This window comes from Pseudomonas saponiphila (assembly GCF_900105185.1).
GTDB lineage: Bacteria > Pseudomonadota > Gammaproteobacteria > Pseudomonadales > Pseudomonadaceae > Aquipseudomonas > Aquipseudomonas saponiphila.
The window spans coordinates 1,819,654-1,837,533 of sequence record NZ_FNTJ01000001.1; the positions used below are offsets into that span (position 1 = coordinate 1,819,654).

10 protein-coding genes are annotated in these 17,880 nt (G+C 64.1%); 4 read left to right on the forward strand and 6 right to left on the reverse strand.

Features of this window, described 5'->3' with window-relative positions:
• Positions 1–60: 60 nt before the first annotated feature.
• The gene (locus tag BLV47_RS08750) at positions 61–546 is read left to right on the forward strand and encodes a glutathione peroxidase (protein WP_092312194.1); all 486 of its coding nucleotides are present in this window, start codon (positions 61–63) and stop codon (positions 544–546) included.
• A complete protein-coding gene (locus tag BLV47_RS08755; RefSeq protein ID WP_092312197.1) occupies positions 543–1,007 on the forward strand; it encodes a MarR family winged helix-turn-helix transcriptional regulator in 465 nt (154 codons plus the stop codon). The genes BLV47_RS08750 and BLV47_RS08755 overlap by 4 nt, the downstream gene beginning before the upstream one ends.
• Here BLV47_RS08755 and BLV47_RS08760 read toward each other — a convergent pair.
• A complete protein-coding gene (locus BLV47_RS08760) occupies positions 991–3,312 on the reverse strand; it encodes a hybrid sensor histidine kinase/response regulator (protein ID WP_092312200.1) in 2,322 nt (773 codons plus the stop codon). The genes BLV47_RS08755 and BLV47_RS08760 overlap by 17 nt on opposite strands.
• A gap of 164 nt (positions 3,313–3,476) precedes the next feature.
• On the opposite strand from BLV47_RS08760, the gene BLV47_RS08765 reads away from it, so the two are divergent.
• Positions 3,477–4,367 (forward strand): ATP-binding protein, encoded by an 891-nt coding sequence (locus BLV47_RS08765; RefSeq protein ID WP_016965075.1) that lies wholly within the window; start codon positions 3,477–3,479, stop codon positions 4,365–4,367.
• On the forward strand, positions 4,364–4,846 hold the full coding sequence (locus BLV47_RS08770; protein WP_092312203.1) for a GAF domain-containing protein: 483 nt from the start codon (positions 4,364–4,366) through the stop codon (positions 4,844–4,846). The genes BLV47_RS08765 and BLV47_RS08770 overlap by 4 nt, the downstream gene beginning before the upstream one ends.
• 6 nt (positions 4,847–4,852) lie before the next feature.
• Here the strand turns inward: BLV47_RS08770 and BLV47_RS08775 are convergent, their stop codons facing one another.
• From BLV47_RS08775 to BLV47_RS08795, 5 genes are all read right to left on the reverse strand, one after another.
• The gene (locus tag BLV47_RS08775; RefSeq protein ID WP_092312206.1) at positions 4,853–7,801 is read right to left on the reverse strand and encodes an HD domain-containing phosphohydrolase; all 2,949 of its coding nucleotides are present in this window, start codon (positions 7,799–7,801) and stop codon (positions 4,853–4,855) included.
• 165 nt (positions 7,802–7,966) lie between these two features.
• Positions 7,967–9,655, reverse strand: coding sequence for a hybrid sensor histidine kinase/response regulator (locus tag BLV47_RS08780; protein WP_244168849.1), 1,689 nt, complete (start codon positions 9,653–9,655; stop codon positions 7,967–7,969).
• A 76-nt stretch (positions 9,656–9,731) separates the two neighbouring features.
• On the reverse strand, positions 9,732–10,358 hold the full coding sequence (locus BLV47_RS08785) for a response regulator transcription factor (RefSeq protein ID WP_092312212.1): 627 nt from the start codon (positions 10,356–10,358) through the stop codon (positions 9,732–9,734).
• A 248-nt stretch (positions 10,359–10,606) separates the two neighbouring features.
• The gene (locus BLV47_RS08790) at positions 10,607–15,565 is read right to left on the reverse strand and encodes a hemagglutinin repeat-containing protein (protein WP_092312215.1); all 4,959 of its coding nucleotides are present in this window, start codon (positions 15,563–15,565) and stop codon (positions 10,607–10,609) included.
• A 102-nt stretch (positions 15,566–15,667) separates the two neighbouring features.
• Entirely contained in the window at positions 15,668–17,332 is a 1,665-nt protein-coding gene (locus BLV47_RS08795; RefSeq protein ID WP_425272143.1) for a ShlB/FhaC/HecB family hemolysin secretion/activation protein, read from the reverse strand.
• Positions 17,333–17,880: the final 548 nt, after the last annotated feature.

Consider the following 17,880-nt stretch of genomic DNA (forward strand, 5'->3'; position numbering starts at 1 on the left):
TGCACACAATTTAATTGAGAGCTATTTTTATCGGCTCTTATCTTGAGTGGAATTGCTGCCATGACCGACTCGCTGCTGACTATTCCCTGCATCACCATCAAGGGCGAACACAAGACCCTGGCGGACTTCGCCGGCAAGGCCGTGCTGGTGGTCAATACCGCCAGCAAGTGTGGCTTCACCCCCCAGTACAAGGGGCTTGAGCAGCTGTGGCAGACCTACAAGGACCAGGGCCTGGTGGTGCTGGGTTTTCCCTGCAACCAGTTCGGCAAGCAGGAACCGGGTGACGAAGGGGCGATTTCCGAGTTCTGCGAGCTGAACTACGGCGTCAGCTTCCCGCTGTTCAAGAAGATCGACGTCAATGGCGCCGCGGCTCACCCGCTGTTCGTCCAGTTGAAGAAGCGCGCCCCCGGTGTCCTGGGTTCCCAGGGCATCAAGTGGAATTTCACCAAGTTCCTGATCGGTCGGGACGGCAAGCTGGTCAAGCGCTTCGCTCCGGCGACCAAGCCCCAGGACCTTGGCCGCGAGATCGAAGCCCTGCTCAAATGAACGACCAGCCTGTGGATGCCTCCCTCCAGCTCGACCGCCAGCTGTGCTTCAAGCTGTACGCCGCCTCGCGGGCGGTGGTGCGTGGCTACAAGCCGATGCTCGACCGCCTGGGCCTGACCTACCCGCAGTACCTGGTGATGCTGGTGCTGTGGGAGTGGCAGGCGACGCCAGTGTCGCAGCCGACCGTCAAGGCCCTGGGGGAGCGCCTGTTGCTCGACTCCGGAACCCTGACCCCGCTGCTCAAGCGTTTGCAGCAACTGCAACTGGTGCAGCGTCAACGTTCCGGACGCGATGAGCGGGAAGTGCACCTGAGCCTGAGCGAAGCCGGGCTGGCGCTGCGGGATCGGGTGCCGCCGCTCAAGGCGGCGCTGTTGTGCGACAGCGGAGTCGATCTCGACAACCTCGATCCCTTGCGCGATGGCCTCGATCACCTGCTGCAGCAGATCAGAGCCTTGTCGTAGTCGGCACCCACTGGTCCAGCAGGGCGATCAGTTCCTCGCGGCGAAATGGCTTGGCCAGGTAGTCGCTCATGCCCGCGGCCCGACAGCGTTCACGCTCCTCGGGCATGGCGTTGGCGGTCAGGGCAATGATCGGCAGGTCCGGCCAGCGTCCGCTGCGACGGATCTGCCGGCTGGCCTCGTAACCGTCCATGACTGGCATGTTGCAATCCATCAGCACCAGATCGAAGCGGTGGTGCTCCAGCTGGTTGAGTGCTTCGGCACCGTGGGCGGCCACGGTCACCGCGCAGCCGAGCTTGCTCAGCATGCCCTTGGCCACCAGCTGGTTCACCGGGTTGTCTTCCACCAGCAGAATCTCGGCCCGACGAATCTGCGTCGGCATGTTCAACTGGGCGTCGTTGAGGGTGATGGTTTCTGCCAGCAACGAGCGGCGCAGGGTCTGATACAGGGCATTGCGCGCCAGGGGACGGGCCTGTTGCTGCAGTGGCGCCAGGGCGCTGGCCTCTTCGCTGGGCAGGAAGCTGCCATAAGCGGTCACCAGCAGGATTGGCGCGGTGATGGCCGGGCGCAGGCCAAACAGGCATTCCGGGCAATCGGTGATCAGCAGATCGGGATTGACCCCGGCCAGTGAGGCCTCGATGTCGTAGCGCTGGTAGTCCAGGCCCCAGGTCGGCAGCAGGGAATCAAGCAATTCGGCCAGGCCGCTACCGGCATCGGTAATGCCCACGACCTTTCCAGACAACGCCGGCGGCGGGGCCGAAGGCGTATGGCAAGGCAGCGGTAGATCGGCGCAGAACTGACTGCCAAAACCGACTTCCGAGCTGATGCTCAGGCGCCCGTGCATGGCTTCGCACAGGTTGTTGGTCAGCGCCAGCCCAAGGCCGGTGCCGCCGTACTGGCGGGTGATGCCGGCACCCGCTTGGGTATAGGGCTGGAAAATCTTCACCTGGGCTTCCTGGGCGATGCCGATGCCGGTGTCGCAGATCTCGATGCGCACCCCGTCGCCCAGGGTGCTCAGGCGCACGTCAACTCGGCCGAAGCGAGTGAACTTGAGGGCATTGGACAGCAGATTGCTGACGATCTGCCGCACCCGCATCGGATCCCCCAGCACCAGGGCCGGAAAGTCCGGAGCGATCAGGCAGGCCAGCTCCACACCGGCCGCAGCGTTCTGCGACAGCAAGTTGGCGGTGTCCTCCACCAGCACCCCGAGGTCGAAGGGAATGCGCTCCAGCTCCAGCTGCCCGGCGTCGAACTTGGACATGTCGAGAATATCGTTGAGCAGTTCCACCAGCACCTTGCCGGAGTCGTGGGCGATGGACAGCTGCTGGCGCTGTTCGGGATTCAGAGGGCTGTCCAGGGCCAGGGCGATCATCCCCAGCAGGCCGTTGAGCGGGGTGCGGATCTCGTGGCTCATGTTGGCCAGGAACGCGGCGCGGGCCTGGGCCATGTCCAGCGCGGTGCGTCGGGCAAGTTCCAGTTCTTCGTTGGACTGGCTGAGCCTGGCGTTGCTGGCCTTGAGCTCGGTGGTGCGCGCCGAGACGATGTTTTCCAGTTGCCCGAGGTACTCGGTCAGGCGGTTCTCGGCAATGCGCCGCTGCTGGATTTCCGTGGCCATGATTTCGAACTGCTGGTTGGCGACCTTGACCAGCACCCCGACCTCATCGTTTTCATGGCCCGGGGGGAATTCCAGCGGAGTCTGTTGCGGGCTGCGCGGATCGCGGCTGCTCAGCTCGCGGATCACCCCCACCAACGGCTTGGTCAGCATCACGTAGAACAGGGCCAGGAGAATCCCGGTGAGGATCAGGCTGCGGGCAAAACCGTTGATCAGGGTGACCTCGGCGCGGCGCAGGAAACGACTGCCGAAGGCATAGGTGTCCACGTCCAGGTGCAGGGTGCCGAGGGATTCTTCCGGCAGGTGGCTCAGGTACAGGCGGTCTTCGAACTGACGGTCGGCGCCGAACAGGAAGTCGCTCAGGGCCCGGTAGCCGCTCTGTTGCGGCGGGCGCTCGACGTTGGCCAGCAGGGTGCTGTTGTTGTCGATCAATTGCGCGCGAATGATCGCCGGGGAGCGCAACAGACCCAGGGTCAGTTCCTGGGCCAGTTCGGCATCGATGTTGTAGGCAATGCGCGAGGCCGGGTTGTGGCTGATTTCCAGCAATGACTGGATTTCGCGATTGATGGAGGCGTCTTCGCTGGCATAATCGATGCCGATTTGCAGCAGACTGAGCGCGGTCCCCAGAATGAACCCCACCAGCACGGTGAGCCGGGCCTGTTTATAGGACAGGCGGTTGGTGAACTTGATATCCATGGGGGGTTGAACCACTTTCGTTTCCCTTCGCTGCGCAAGCATAGCTGATCATCTTTGGTTGCCGGTCGTAGCGGCAGCAGCTGACAAGGCGATAGACCCTCTGATCAGGACGGCGTTTGGTCTGTGTGCCGCATCATTACCTTGAACGTGCCCGAGGAAAAGCCATGGATGCCCGATTGAATGCATTTCTTGAACGTGCCGACGCCGTACTGGCCCGGATCGAACCGCTGTTGCCGACCCTGCGCCAGAGCATCGACTGGAACCAGTGCCTGGCCGCGCGCTGGCAGCGCGAAGGCCGCAGCGGCTTCCTGCTGCCCCTGGAGGTCAGCCTGGACATGCGCCTGAGCGATCTGATCGGGGTCGACAAGCAGCGCGAGCAACTGGCGCGCAACACCCGGCAGTTCCTCGATGGCCTGCCCGCCAACCATGCCCTGCTCTGGGGCTCGCGTGGCACGGGTAAATCCTCCCTGGTGCGCGCCTTGCTGGCCGAACATGCCAAGGGCGGCCTGCGGCTGATCGAGATCGAGCGTGATCACCTGGCGGACCTGCCGCGGGTGGTGGAGCAACTGGTCAAGCTGCCCCAGCGTTTCGTGCTGTTCTGCGATGACCTGTCGTTCGAGGCCGGCGAGGGCGATTACCGGGTGCTCAAGAGCGTGCTCGACGGCTCCCTGGAGCAGGCCCCGGAAAACGTGCTGCTGTACGCCACCTCGAACCGCCGACACCTGGTGCCGGAAAAGGAAAGCGACAACGAAAACTGGAAGCGCGTCGACGGCGAGTTGCACCCCAGCGAAGCGGTGGAGGACAAGATCGCCCTGTCGGACCGCTTCGGCCTGTGGTTGTCGTTCTATCCCTTCACTCAGGAACACTTTCTCAATGTGGTGGAACACTGGATCGGCGAGCTGGCGCGCAAGGCCGGCTTGAGCTGGCAGCGCACGGAGGAGCTGGACATTCTGGCGGTACGCTGGGCCACGGGGCGGGGCAACCGCAACGGCCGGTGTGCCTATCAATTTGCCCGCTATTGGGTGGGCTTGCAGTTGTTGGAGCAAAAAGCATGATCGATTTGCAAAGTGCCGGCCAAGGTCTGGATGGCTATGGGCTGCTGTGTGCCCAGCTGGAGTCGCTGCTGGCCGATGAGCGTGACTTCATCGCCAATGCCGCGCAGTTCTCGGCGTTCCTGTTCAGTCAGCTCGACGACCTGAACTGGGCCGGCTTCTACCTCAACCGCAACCAGGTACTGGTGCTGGGCCCGTTCCAGGGCCAGATCGCCTGCGTGCGGATTCCCTTCGGCCGTGGCGTCTGCGGCACTGCGGCGGCCACCCTGCAGACTCAGCGGGTGGAAGATGTGCATGCCTTTGCCGGACACATCGCCTGTGACAGCGCGTCCAACAGCGAGTTGGTGGTGCCCCTGGTCAAGGACGGCCGGCTGATCGGCGTGCTCGACCTGGACAGCCCGAAGCTGGCACGCTTCAGCCCGGCGGACCAGGCCGGGATCGAGCAACTGGCGGCGATCTTCCTGCGCCTGAGTGACTGCTGACCGCCATCAGGCGCTCAACCCTGCTTTTTTCAACAGCGCCTGCCGATCCACCGCATCGATCTGCTCTGGTACCAGGAAGCGCTCGGCGTAGCGCTGATAGATCTGATCCTGGAGAAACAGCTCGAACAGCTCGGGATCGATGTGGGCGTCGCGGCACATCATGGCCATGATGTTCAGCGCCTCGCTGAGGGTCTTGCCCTTCTTGTAGGGGCGGTCCGCGGCGGTCAGGGCTTCGAAGATATCGGCAATGGCCATCATTCGCGCCGGCAGGCTCATCTGTTCACGCTTGAGCTGCTTGGGGTAGCCGCTGCCGTCCATCTTCTCGTGATGGCCGCCGGCGATCTCCGCCACGCTCTGCAGGTGGCTGGGGAAGGGCAGGTGGTTGAGCATGATGATGGTCTGCACGATGTGGTGATTGATCACATAGCGCTCTTCGGCGGTCAGCGTGCCCCGGGGCACGCTCAGGTTGTACAGCTCGCCACGGTTGTACTTGTGGGCCGGCACCTGGAGCTTGAACCCCCAGGGATTGTCCGCGGTCATGATCTCCATCGCGCTGCGCTCCAGCAGGTGCTCCGGCTTGTCCGCCAGCAGCCGCTCCTGCACTGGCAGGCTGGGCGCCGGCGTGCGTTCCTGGCGCCGCTGCTCTTCCCAGGAAACCCCCAGGCGATCATCCAGGGTCCGGGTCCAGGTGCGCTGGGCGATATTCTGCAGGCGCTGCTGGTCGGCTTCGGCCATGAACTCGGCCCCCAGGTTGCAGCGCGCGACAAAGGCGAAGTCTTCGTCCAGGGCGCGCAGGCGCGCGTCGCGCTCGGCGGCCAGGGCCGTGACGTCGCCCCCTTCGGCCACGGCCTGCCAGTAATCGATCCAGGCATCGCGCTTGAGCACTTCGAAGCGGGTACGGATTTCGTGGATCCGATCATTCAGGGTTTCCAGCTTGGTGGCCTTGTCCACCACGTATTCCGGGGTCGTGACCTTGCCGCAATCGTGCAGCCAGGCCGCGATATGCAAGGCCTCCCATTCGTCGTCGGTGGGCTGGTAGGTGGCGAACCGCGGGTCGTCGCTGGCGGCCGCGGCCTCGGCCAGCATCAGGGTCAGGGCCGGCACCCGCTGGCAGTGGCCGCCGGTGTATGGGCTCTTGGCGTCGATGGCCCCGGCTAGTAGCTGAATGAAGGCGTCCAGCAGTTGCTTCTGCTTGTTCTGCAGGCGCTGGCTCTCGATGCACAGCGCGGCGGTGGCGGACACCGCCCGGATAAAGGCGATCCGATCCGGACTGAGTACGTCCAGGTCCGCCTCGGCGCCGCTGTCTTCCAGAAACAGCAGGAGCATACCCACCATTTCGTGATGGCGATTGCGCAAGCGCAGGCCCAGCAAGTGAGCGCTGGGACTGTCCAGGGCCAGCAGCACGCTTTGCAGGCTGCCGGCCTGTTCAAAGCCCAGGGTGGTGACCACGGTGTCGCTGTCGGTGAGTTGGCGCAGCCAGTCCGGAAGTCGCTGGTCGCTCAGGTCCTTGGTGGCGATATTGAATCGCGGCAGATCCTGGTGTTCGCCGTCGATGATCAGGCCATGGGGTTCCAGGCGCGCGCCCTTGCTTTCAGAGAGATAGATCAGGCCGGCCTTGGCCTGGGCCAGCTTGACGGTTTCCGAGAGCACTCGTTGCAGCAGCGGGTCGAAGCGGGTTTCCGCCGACAGACTGGCATTGATCTCGAAAAAACTCGCCAGGGTGTCTTTCATCCTGGCCATGGACACGCTCAGTTGATCCACTTCCAGCACCGGCGAGCGGCGTGACATCGGCACTTTGAAGTCGAAACTGCGGATGGCGTCGGCTTCCTGCACCAGGGCCCGCAGCGGTCGCACCAGCACGCGGGAGATCAACCAGCCCAAGGGCAGGCACAGCAGCAGGATGGTCAGGGTGATCAGTGCGCCTTGCCAGCGCAGGCGGTAGGCATCGGCCAGCAGCTCATCCTCGGGCACCAGCAAGGCCAGTTGCAAGCCACCCGGCCCACCCTCGGCAATCCGGTTGCTGGCGGTGATCCAGCTGCGTCCCTGGGACTGCAAGTGGCCGTTTTCCGCCTGGCCCCGCAGCAGCGCGCCGAACACCGGATTCAGGGCATTGGCCTTGATCAAGCGTGCGCTGTGTTTGTCCAGGACCAGCTTTTCGCTGTCCGGATAGGCCACGACACTGCCCTGGTCGTCGAGCAGGGCGACCTCGGTGTCCGGGGTCACCCGGTGCTTGGCCAGGGTCGAGGACAGTTGTTCCAGCGTCAGGTCGGCGCCCAGCACTGCCATGTTGCCGCTGCTCAGTGCCAGGGTGGTGCCGACGTTGTTGGTGGAATAGAAGACGTAGGGCTCGGTGGTGATCTGCTCGGTTTCGCTGCGGGCGTTGGAAAACCAGTCGCGGTTGCGCGGGTCGTAGCCATCCTGTGGGTGCTCCAGGCGGCCGATCATGGAGAGCTGCGAATCGAAGAACAGTGATTGTGAGTGTATCTGCCCGGCGCTGGCATTGCGCTCGATGCTCCAGACTTCATAGGCGCTGTCTGCTGGCGCCTGGCGCAGATTGCGGATAGCGGCGTTGCGCAGGGGGCGCACCATGAAGAAATCGCCGTCGGCGTACCCCAGGTACAAAGAGGCCAGGTTCGGGTTGTCCTGCAGTGACTGACTGAACGGCCTGAGCAGTGCCAGGCGTTGCTCCAGGTTGCCGCTCTGGGTCGCCGGATCACCGGCCAGCAGGCGCAGCAGATGGCGGATGGGCTCGTAAGTGGACTTCAGGTCGCCGCGCACATCCTGTTCGATGCGCTGGAAGAGCTTTTCGCTGCTTTGCAGGATGATGCGGGTGGTCTGCCGGTAGTTGTAGATCCCGAGGATGACTCCGGTGAGCAGCATCAGCAGGGTGAACATCACACTGATGTGTATATGAAGAGGAAAGCGACGGAGGGCAGGCGTAGGCGTGCTCGGCATTGCAATTCTCTCCAGAGGCGCATGAGGCTGGGTTCTAGGCCCAAGCATAGTTAAGGCCGGCTCTTCCTGCCTTGGCCCGGCGGCTGCAGGTTGACGGTGCTGGCCTGCAGGGCCGGGTGGCGAAGCAATACTGGCCCTTTGATATTTATCTGGCAAGCGCAGGCTTTATGGCGGATTGGTCAGTTGTGGGGCGCTGGTTTTCTGCTCCGCAGCTTGCGCCTTGGAGGGCTGAGATGGCGGCTCATCAAGGTGGCGGTGCAAGGATTGGGCGAAGTGCACCAAGTCCCGGTCCAAGCGGCGGACGGCAGCGGTTATCGCCTCCTGCGCGACAGGTGGCAGGCAAGCCTGTTCCAGAGCCTCGCAACCGGCCTGCAACGACTCGGCCCCGACCATCAGCGCCGAGCCCTTGATCTTGTGGGCCAGGGCCACCAGCGCCCGGGGCTCACTGGCCGGGATCTGTTCCAGCTGGCGCCGGTCCTCCTGGCAGCAGCGCAGCAACTCGTTGAGCATGCGCCGTGCGAACAGCGGCTTGCCACGGGTCAGGGTGCGCAAGGTGCTGAGGCTGAAGCTGTCGGTCCGAGGCCGGGGCTTGAGGCTTGCCAGCCTGAGGCTCAAGCGCTCCAGGCTCAGGGGCTTGGCCAGACAGTCATGCATGCCGGCGTCGAGGCCGCGCTGGAGCGCTTGCGGTTCGGTGCTGGCGCTGCAACCGATCAGGGTGATCGCCGGCCTCTGCTCGCGTGCTTCGTATTGGCGTATGGCCTCAGCCAACTGGTAGCCGTCCATCGATGGCATGTTGCAGTCGAGGATCAAGAGGTCGAAGTCGCCTTGGCGCCACAACTCGAAGGCCTGACGTCCGTCGTCGGCGCAGGTGACCCGGTGTCCGAGGTACTCCAGCTGGCCCTGCAGCAGGGTCAGGCTGGCGCGGTGGTCGTCCGCCAGCAGCACATCCAGTGGCACCGCGGCGGCGGGCAGCGGCTCTGCGGCGCCAGCGGCGGGCTGGGCGGTGCGGCCGCGCAGGGGCAGCCTGACCCGCGCCTCGCAGCCGGGGCCGCTGCGCCCGTGCAGGCTCAGGCTGCCGCCCATCTGCCGGCACAACTGATGACTGATGGGCAGGCCAAGCCCGGCGCTGTTTCGCGGCGACTGGCTGTCGGGGTCAATCTGGGCGAAGGGCAGCAACAGCCCCTGGCGTTGCTGTTCGGGAATGCCGATGCCGCTGTCTTGCACCTGCAACAGCAGCTGGTACCGGTCCTGGCTGGCGGCGGGCTGCAAGGTCGCCCTGACCTGGATCGTGCCCTGCTGTGTGAACTTGATCGCGTTGCTCAACAGATTGCCCAGCACCTGCTTGAAGCGCAAAACATCGATCAGCACCTGGGGCGCGGGGCTGGGGGCGTTGAATTCCAGCTCCAGCACCAGGTGCTTTTGCCGGGCCTGGGCGTCGTACACCCCGACCAGCCCTTCGACGCAATCGCGCAGGTCGACCCAGGTCGGGTTCAGGCGCAGGTGGCCGGATTCGATCCGGCTGATGTCCAGCAGGTCATCCAGCAGTTCCTTGAGGTCGCTGGCCGCGCCTAGTGCCAGCTCCAGCGGCGCATGGTTGGGCGAACTGTCGCCGGTGCGGCGCAGGACCAGCTCCAGCAAGCCGATCAAGGCGTTCAACGGGGTACGGAGTTCGTGGCCAAGGTGCCCGAGGAAGCGGCTCTTGTTGCGATCGGCCGCTTCGGCGCGCTGCTTGCCGGCCTCCAGGGCCGCCGCCGAGCGGGCCAGCGCTGGCAATTGCCGGCGTTGCTGGCGCAGTTGCCGATAAAGCCGGGCCTGGTTCAGCAATGCGGCCAGCAACAGAAATATCAGGGTCATGATGCCAACGGGCTGGAGCAGGGTCTTGATCATCGCCCGGCCGCTCGCCGTGACCGGGGTATCGGGAGCCGGCGCCTCATATCAGTTCGTTGCGCCTGGCCATGTCCACCAGTTCATTCATCGAGGTGGTGGCGAGTTTCTGCATGATGCGTTTCTTGTAAGTGCTGACGGTCTTGTGGCTGAGAAACATGCCCGTGGCAATTTCCTTATTGGTCTGGCCCATGGCGAAAAGTTGCAGAACCATCAACTCCCGATCATTCAAGGAGTTGAATTGGGCCAACTCCAAAGTTGCTCCCAGGGCGGTCCGGTCAAGGTGCAGGGCCTGGCTGGGAAAGTAGTTGTAGCCGTTGCAAATGGCCTTGACGGCACTGAGCAGTTCGCTCAGGTCTTCGCGCTTGCACACATAGCCACTGGCGCCGGCGCGCATGCAGCGATTGGCGAACAGCGCCGCAGACTGGGCCGTAAGCACCAGGACGCGCAGGGATTGATGCATGTTGCTCAAGCGCTCCAGCAGCTCCAGGCCATCGAGCTTCGGGATGCAGATATCAAGGATGACCAGGCTGGGTTCGCATTCGCGGACCATTTGCAGGGCGTCGACGCCGTTATCGGTTTCACCAATGATCTGATACCCCTCGTGCTCCAGCAGAATACGCACCGCCATGCGTATCACGGGGTGGTCATCAATGATAAGTACTGAGCCCATGTTGGCCTCCTGCCGAAAAAGGGAAGTCCGAACAGTAGCCCAGCCGCAAGAGTGGAAATAGTTGCGAAAGTGTTGAAAAACCCAATCTAAGACAGGTCTTACAACGAATAAGGGGAGGTATTACAGCCGTTTGGCAGTCACGTGAAGTTAAGGCGGGATCTATGGGGCGTACAGTGCCCTTGAACGCAGGACGCGGGACCGGCGCCAGTCCGTGCAGGCCGCCCCCCGCGAAGAGGGCGGCCCGGGCCTCATGGTGTTTTCTGATCGATGCCGGCTTGCAGCAGCTGGCTGTCGGTATGGCCGCCGATCCGCAACGGACCGAGGTTGAACACCTGGTCGTTGCGGGTGGCGTCATCCTGTTTGCGAGTCAGTTCGGATGCGCTGCCCAGGGCAACGTTGACCGGTGACTTGGACAGGTTGGCGCCGACATCCACGCGCAACTCCGAGCCGGAAAGATCGGTGCGGGCGACCTTGGAATCCCCCAGGTCGACACGTCCTTGGCTGGCGCCGATGCGAGCTCCGGTGAGCCGGGTTTCGCCGCTGACCTTCAGGTTGACACCCTGCTGGGTGCTGATCCCCGAGGCCTGCTCCACGCGGTTCTTGCTCTCGTGGCTGAGGTTCAGGTTCAAGGTCGGGGTATAGGAGGTCTGACCGCTCTTGTCGCCAAACAGCACGCCTTCAGCGGTATTGGCCACCTTGCTGCCGGCGGTGTTTTTCTCGCTGACCGAATAGCTGTCGCTGGTTTTCGGCCAGAAACGCTCTTTCAGGCTGGAGAAGCGATTGCCCAGGGCGTCGGCCTTGTCGGCCAGGTAGTGCTTGGCCTTGTCCACGCCGTTGCCAAAGGCACCGCGTGGCTCCGGGTTGACGTCGTAGCTGCCGCTGCGACTGAGTTTCTCCCCCAGGCGCTCCTTGGCGTCGCTGGCCTTGGCGACCAGGCTGTCTTTTGCCGAGCCGAGTTTGTCGACGCTCTTGTCGACGGCGTTCTCCAGCTTTTCCCGGTGCTTGTCGAAGCCTTTCTCGGCCTGGGCCTTCAGGTCGTTCTTCAGCGGACCGGCCGGCTTGGCCAGCTTGTCCACCAGTCCTGGCTGGTTCTTCGCCACTTCCAGCTTGGCGTCGATATTGACCTGGGTGCTGCGCAGCCGGTCCTGGCGGCTTTCGATGTCGAGGTTGCCACCGATGACGCCGTCGAGCCGTTGCGCCTCGATGTTGGCCCCGGCCAGGTGCACGTTGCCAGCGCTGTCGAGGGTCACTTGGTCGGCCTTGATCAGGCTGTTGTGCTGGGTGCTGCTCTGGCGCTGGTCGACGTCGATCTTGGCCCGGGCATTGATTCCGCGGTCGACTTTCGGCGAGTCGTGCTCACCGGCATCGGCCAGGGTGGTCTTGCCCATGCTGCCACCGGCGCCCAGGGTCAGGCCCCAGTTGTTGTGGGCCTGGGTGGACTGCGCCGATTCCTGGAAGATGCCGCCTTGGGCCGCCTCCAGCACTACTTTGCCGGCTTCGATTCGCGTGCCCTGCAGGTGGATCGCGCTGTCGTCCGCGGCGCTGCTTGCCAGGTGGGCCTGGCCCTGGCTGTAGAGCTGGGCGCCGCGCTGGCTCTGGTCGTTTTCATTGACCCGGCCGATGTTGAAGTTGGCGCTGAGGTTGACGCTCTTGCCGCTGCTCTGCTCGCTGCTGGTCTTGCTGCCACCGGCCGTGAAACCCCCTCCGAGGTTGTTGCCCTGGCTGTGGTGGGTGTCCACCGCGGCTTGCAGATCGAGCTTGCCGCCGGCGTCCAGGGTGATGTCGCCGGTGGGACGTGCGGCGTTGCCGATCTGCGTGCCTTGCAAGATCAGGTCGCCGGCGCTCTTGAGGTTGACCGGTCCCTGGCCCTGGAGGCTGGCGACCCGCGCCTGGCTGTCCTGTTGCTCAAGGCTCTTGTGATCCAGTTGCAAACCGGCCCCGACATTGAGGTTGGTGCCGCTGCTACCGGGCGTGGTGCCCAGGGTCAGGGAGGCATCGCCACGCAGGCTGGAGTTGTTGCTGCTCTGGCGGTCATTGGCTTGATTGAGCGCCAGCTTGCCGCCGGTATCGATGTCGACGCCGCCCAGGCCGCCATTGAACTGGCTGCCTTCGAAGCTGGCATCACCGGTGACCTTGATGTTCACGCCCTGGCTGCCGGCGTAGCTGCCGACCTGGGCCTTCTCGGAGCTGCTGGTGACGTTGCTGCTACCACCGGCACCGCTGCCACGGATGTTCAGGTCTTCTCCGGTGTTGGTGTAGACCCGCACGCCAACCTTGGCGTCCACCGCCTGTTCGCTAGTGCTGTGGGTATCGCTGGCGGCACTGGCCAGCAGGCTGCCGGCGTTGATCTGCACGGCGCCGTCGGTGGCGCGGTACTGGGTGCCCTGGTCCTTGAGTTGGCCGTTGGCCTTGACCGTGACCTGGGCGCCGCTCAACTGGCTGACCACGGCGGTGCTGGCGCTTTCTTTGCGCTGACGGTTCTGGTGGCTGACGTCCACATCGAGCCCGACATTGGGCTGTTCCAGGGCATCGAGTACCCCAGGCTGGTGGAACTTGCGCTGGGCCACGCCCTGGATGGCTTTTTCGATGGGGCGGGTGACGCCCTTGTATTCGACGTTGGCGCCGACATCCACCGCCCAGTTGTTGTCCTTGTGGCTGCTGCTTTCGCGGTTGTGCGCGGCCTGGTTGTCGATCTCGGCAGCCATGACCTGCAATGCACCGCCGGCCTTGACCTGGGCGCCTTCGGTGGTCAGGCGGTTACCGGCGTTGATGGTCAGGTTGCCGCTGGCAGCAATGTTGCTGGTCTGGGCAGTGTTCTTGCTGCTGCTGTCCTGGCTGCTGTTGTGGGCCACTTCCAGGCCGTTGCCAGCGCGGTCCAGGCCGCCGGTGTAGTAGAAGCCGCCACCGGTGGTGGTGCTGTCGCTGTGCTGCTGGGTTTGGTTGTCCGCGGCCAGCAACTGCACATTCTTGCCGCTCAGGCTGGCGTCGCCGGCCGTGGCCTTAAGGTCGCTGCCTTGCACCTTGAGGTCCTCGCCGGCGGTGACCGCCAGGGTGCCGCCGGTAAGGCTGGAGGCCTGTTGCCGGGTGCTGTCGCTGCTGTCGTTGCGCTGCTGATCCTGGTAGCGCACCCCGGCCCGGTACTGGCCGGTGCCTGGAGCGTTTTCCTTGGCGTAGGCGTCGAAGCCGCGCTTTTGGGTGCTGCTGCTGTCGTGCCGGGTGTCTTCGGCGGCCGCCACCTTGACCGTGCCCTTGGCGCTGGCGTCCAGTGCTCCCGTCGCGGCGACCTGGGAGCCGCTGATGTTCAGGTCCTTGGCGCTCTGCAACTTGAGGTTGCTGTCCGAACGCAGCTGGCTGCCGACGGTGGTGCTGCCTTTGTTCTGCTGACGGCTCTCATCCTTGGCGATGCCGAAGAATTTGCTGTCCTTGCTGTGGTTGTTGCTGTGGGAGATATCTTGCACGCCGTCGATGGTCAGCGAGCCCTGTTCACTGATGACGCTGGCCTGGGTGCCGCCCCGGGCCTGGCTGCCGCTGATGCGCACACTGTCGGCGCGCACGATCAGCTTGCCGTCGGCGTTGACCTTGCTGCCCTGGTTCTCGGTCTTGCCCTGGTCGCCGTCGGCGGTCTTGCCAAAGAAACCACCGCCCACCAGGTCGCCGGAGTAATGCTGGTTGCTCTGGCTCTGCTGGCGGCTGGCGCTGGTGATGTCGACGTCCTTGGCGCTGAGCAGGATATCGCCCTGGCTATGCAGCTCGGCACCTTGCAGTTGCAGTTGCTGCTTGCTGGTCAGGTCCAGTTGCTGGCCGCCCTTGAGCTGGCTGGCGACGGTGCGTTGCTGGCTGCTGGAGTTGTCCCAGTTTTCCTTCCACAGGTGCTTGCGGTGCTGGCCCTGGTCGCGCTGGGTGTGGGTTTCGGTGGCGGCGGTCAGTTGCAGGTCGCCGCCGCTGCGGGCGCTGAGGTTATCACCGGCTTCGACGCTGCTGCCGTGGATCCGGGTATTGGCGCCGGACTTCAACTCGGCGTCATGCTGGGCCAGCACCTTGTTCCCGTGCTGGCGCGTTTCGCTGTCGGTCTGGGTAGCGTCGTAGGTTTCCCAGGTGATGCCGATGGTGCTCTTGTCCCACTGCTGGCGTTTTTCCTGGAGCTTGCGGCTTTCGATGCTGCTCAGGGTCAGGTTGCGCCCGGCATCGAGCTTGACGTTGCGGCCGCTGACGTCGGTAGCGGCCAGGGTCAGGTCCTTGGCGCCGTGCAGTTCGATGTCGCCCTGGCTGCGCACCCCGGCGCGAATCGCATCGAGGCTGTTGTCCACGGCCTGGCCGCGGATGTCCAGATCGCCGGCGGAGCTCAGTTTGACTCCGTCGCGGCCGTCTACCTGGACCGCGCCAACGCGGACTCCGGCACCTTCAGCGGTGCTGACGATATTGATCCGCCCGGCCTGCATGGCGCCGAACAGGCTGGCGTCGATGCGCTGCTCCTGGGTGCGGCTCGCCGGGTCGACGTTGCGTACCTGGCCGCTGGGGTAGTCCAGCTGGTTGCGGCCGACGGCGACATTCAACTGCTCCCGGGCGCTGAGGGTGCCCTGGCTGTCGATGCGCGGGGCGATCAGGTTGATCGAACCCTCGGCGTTGCGCAGGCCGCCGTTGTGGATATCCAGCTGGCCCCGGGCATTCCGAGTGTCGAGCCCTTGCAGCTTGCCGTCCTGGAGTTCCGGGCGACCCACCACCAGGCTGGCGTTGGGGGTGTTGATGAAGCTGCCGCCATTGACCGAGATGCCGTTGGGGTTGGCCAGCACGAAGTCGGCGGCGCGACCGAAGATTTCCTGGGCGCCATTGAGTTGCGAGGCGTTGCGGCTGATCACCTCGTTGAGGATCACGCTGGCCGCCTGGCCCTGGAGTTGCGCGTTGGCCGCCAGTTGCCCGGCCAGTTGCGACTGCCCGGCCTGCAGGGCGTTGTTCAGCACCACGCCCTGTTGTCCGACGTTGTAGTCCAGGAACTGGTTGTGGGACAGGCCGCCGGCATTGGGCGCGACGATGTTGACGATGGGCACGCCGCCCTGGTTTTGCAGTTGCGGGGTGCCGCCGGGGCCCTCGACCACGGTGATCCCGCCGGCCAGGGCCAGGGGCAGATGGGACACCAGCAGCAGGCCGGCGATGGTCCAGCGCAACCTGCCCTGGGGCGAAAGGTTGAAACGGTGAGTGTTGTCAGGCATGAGAACCTCGTTCTGATTGGGTGAGCCGGGCGTTGCCTTCTAGGGGGGCGACGGCGCGTGGTGCTCAGGTTCATCGGGTAATTCAGGCTAATCGGCGGTTGATCAAATCTGCAGGCTGAACCTCGCCAGCCAGACTTCCGGTTCCGTTCGGAAACCTTGCGGGGTGTTGAGGCTGTGCTGGTAATCCAGGTCGACCTGGAGGTTTTTCCAGGCCAGGTTGAGGCCCAGGCTGGCAGCACTCAGGTGCCGACTCTGGGCACCGTGTTCGGCCTTGATCCAACCGTTGTCCAGGCCCAGGCGCGGGGTGAGCTTGAGCGGCAGGTCGCTGTTGAGCGGCAGGCGCAGGGTGTTGCGCCACACCGCGCCGATGGCGCCGGAGGCACTGTTGAGGCGGTAGCCGCGCACCGCCGAATCATCGGTGCCCAGCAGTTGTTCGATGGCCGGCAGCGGGTCCGGGCTGTACTGCGCCGAGAGCTGGCTCTGCCACTGCCAGCGCTGGTCGCCCAACTGGCCATTGCGCCACTGGCTGAGGCCGGCGCGGTACTTGCGAAACTGCGCCTGGGGCAGATTGCGTTGCACCTGCTGGGAATCTCGGTCGGCGCCGAACCAGGTCAGGCCCTGGGCGTAATTGACATCCAGGTTCCACACCGCGCTGTCGAGCCAGAACAGGTTGAGCCCGGCCTCGGCCACGGTCAGGGTCGGGCTCTGGATCTGCAGGTGGGCCTTTTGCAGGTAGCTGTCGACGTCCTTGTAGGCCAGTTGCAGGTTGGCGCTGAGCTGGTGGCTCTGGTCGCGCCACAGCACCCGGTCGGCCCGGCCGCTGACCATGTCGGTGCGGCCGCTGTTGTACAGGGTGGTGCGGGCCAGCTTCAGCGGCGCGCGGTATTCGGCGTGGCTGGCGAACAGGCTGTAGGTCCAGTAGCCATAGGGCACCGAGTAGAACAGGCTGCTGCTGCGGCTGTAGCGCGGGCCGTGGTTGAGGGTGTCGCTGTAGTTCAGGTTCAGCGCGTCGTTGATCTGCAACGGGCTGTCGAGGTTGAGGTTGATCGACTGGCGATCACGCCCGGTGCCGGCGCTGCCGAGGTTATCCACACCCAGGCCGAGGCCCCAGCGCGCGGCGCTGCTGCGCGAACGCAGGATGATCCGCGAGGCGCCGGGCTGGCTGCCGGGGGCGATGTCGGCGGTCAGGTCCAGGGAGCGCAGGCGGTTCAACTGATCCAGGCCCTGTTCCAGGTCCCGCAGGTTCAGCGGCTTGCCGAGCATGCCGGGGAAGGCTCCGCCCAGGGACACCGGCAGGCTCTGGTCGGCCAGTTCGATGGCTTCGACGTAGCCTTCCTCCACCAGGATATCCAGGCTGTGCCCGGCGGCCGGGGCGCTGGCCAAGTACGGGCGGCTGGCAATGTAGCCGGCCTCGACATAGAGGCGAGTGATGGCCGCCAGCAGCTGGTTGATCTGGTTGACCCCCATGCATGGCGCCACATACGGCTTGATGGCGTCGTTGAGCCGGGTTTTGTCGAACAGGCTGACACCGCCGATGCGGGTGCCGCTCAAGGGCCAGCAGCGCTCGTCGCTGGCGGGCTGCCGGGGCAGGTCGGGGCTGGCCGGAGTGCTGCTGAAGCTGCCGCGCTGCATCTGCCGCTGGCGCTGTTCCAGTTGCAATTGTTGCAGGTCGCGTTGCTGTTGCTGTTGCAGGCGCAGGGCTTCCTGGCCCGGTTGCACGTCGGCCAGGGCCAGGGCCGGGATCAGCCAGGTCAGGCCCAGGAGCAATCCCAGGCTCCCGTTGCCCAGCGGTGGGAGGCAGTTGGTGCGTGATGAACAGGGCACTTGGCGTCCTTACTGTAAAAAGACCAAGTGACGAACAACAGAAAAGCCGATCGTTGAGGCTCAACTAGTGACGTCGCTTTAAGTTCTGCACTGTGAATATGAGAGGCCGTCGATAGCTATACCGGTGGCCTGTCTTCAAGTGCTCGCGAGTGACAATTCCTGAGTGAGAGCCGGGTGCTTCAATCTTGATTCAGGTATGACAAAAGGGTTGAGTGAGTTGCAGTGGAAACGTTACAGCGCAGTGTGAAATTAATTTTTCCGAGAGCGGTCAGCGGGGAAATATCTTGTTGAAATCGAGACTATCCGAAACTAAAAACTGGATTTGTACGTAAATTGTAAATGCATAGAAGGCTAACAAAAAAACCTGCCGGCCTTGATTGGCAAGGGGTTCAGGTATTTCGTGAGAATCTGCAAAGGTAGGATGTTTGGTTGAATCAAGAGCAGGTGTTGGATTTTGTGAAAGGCGCCCGATATCTGCGATCCAGACACTG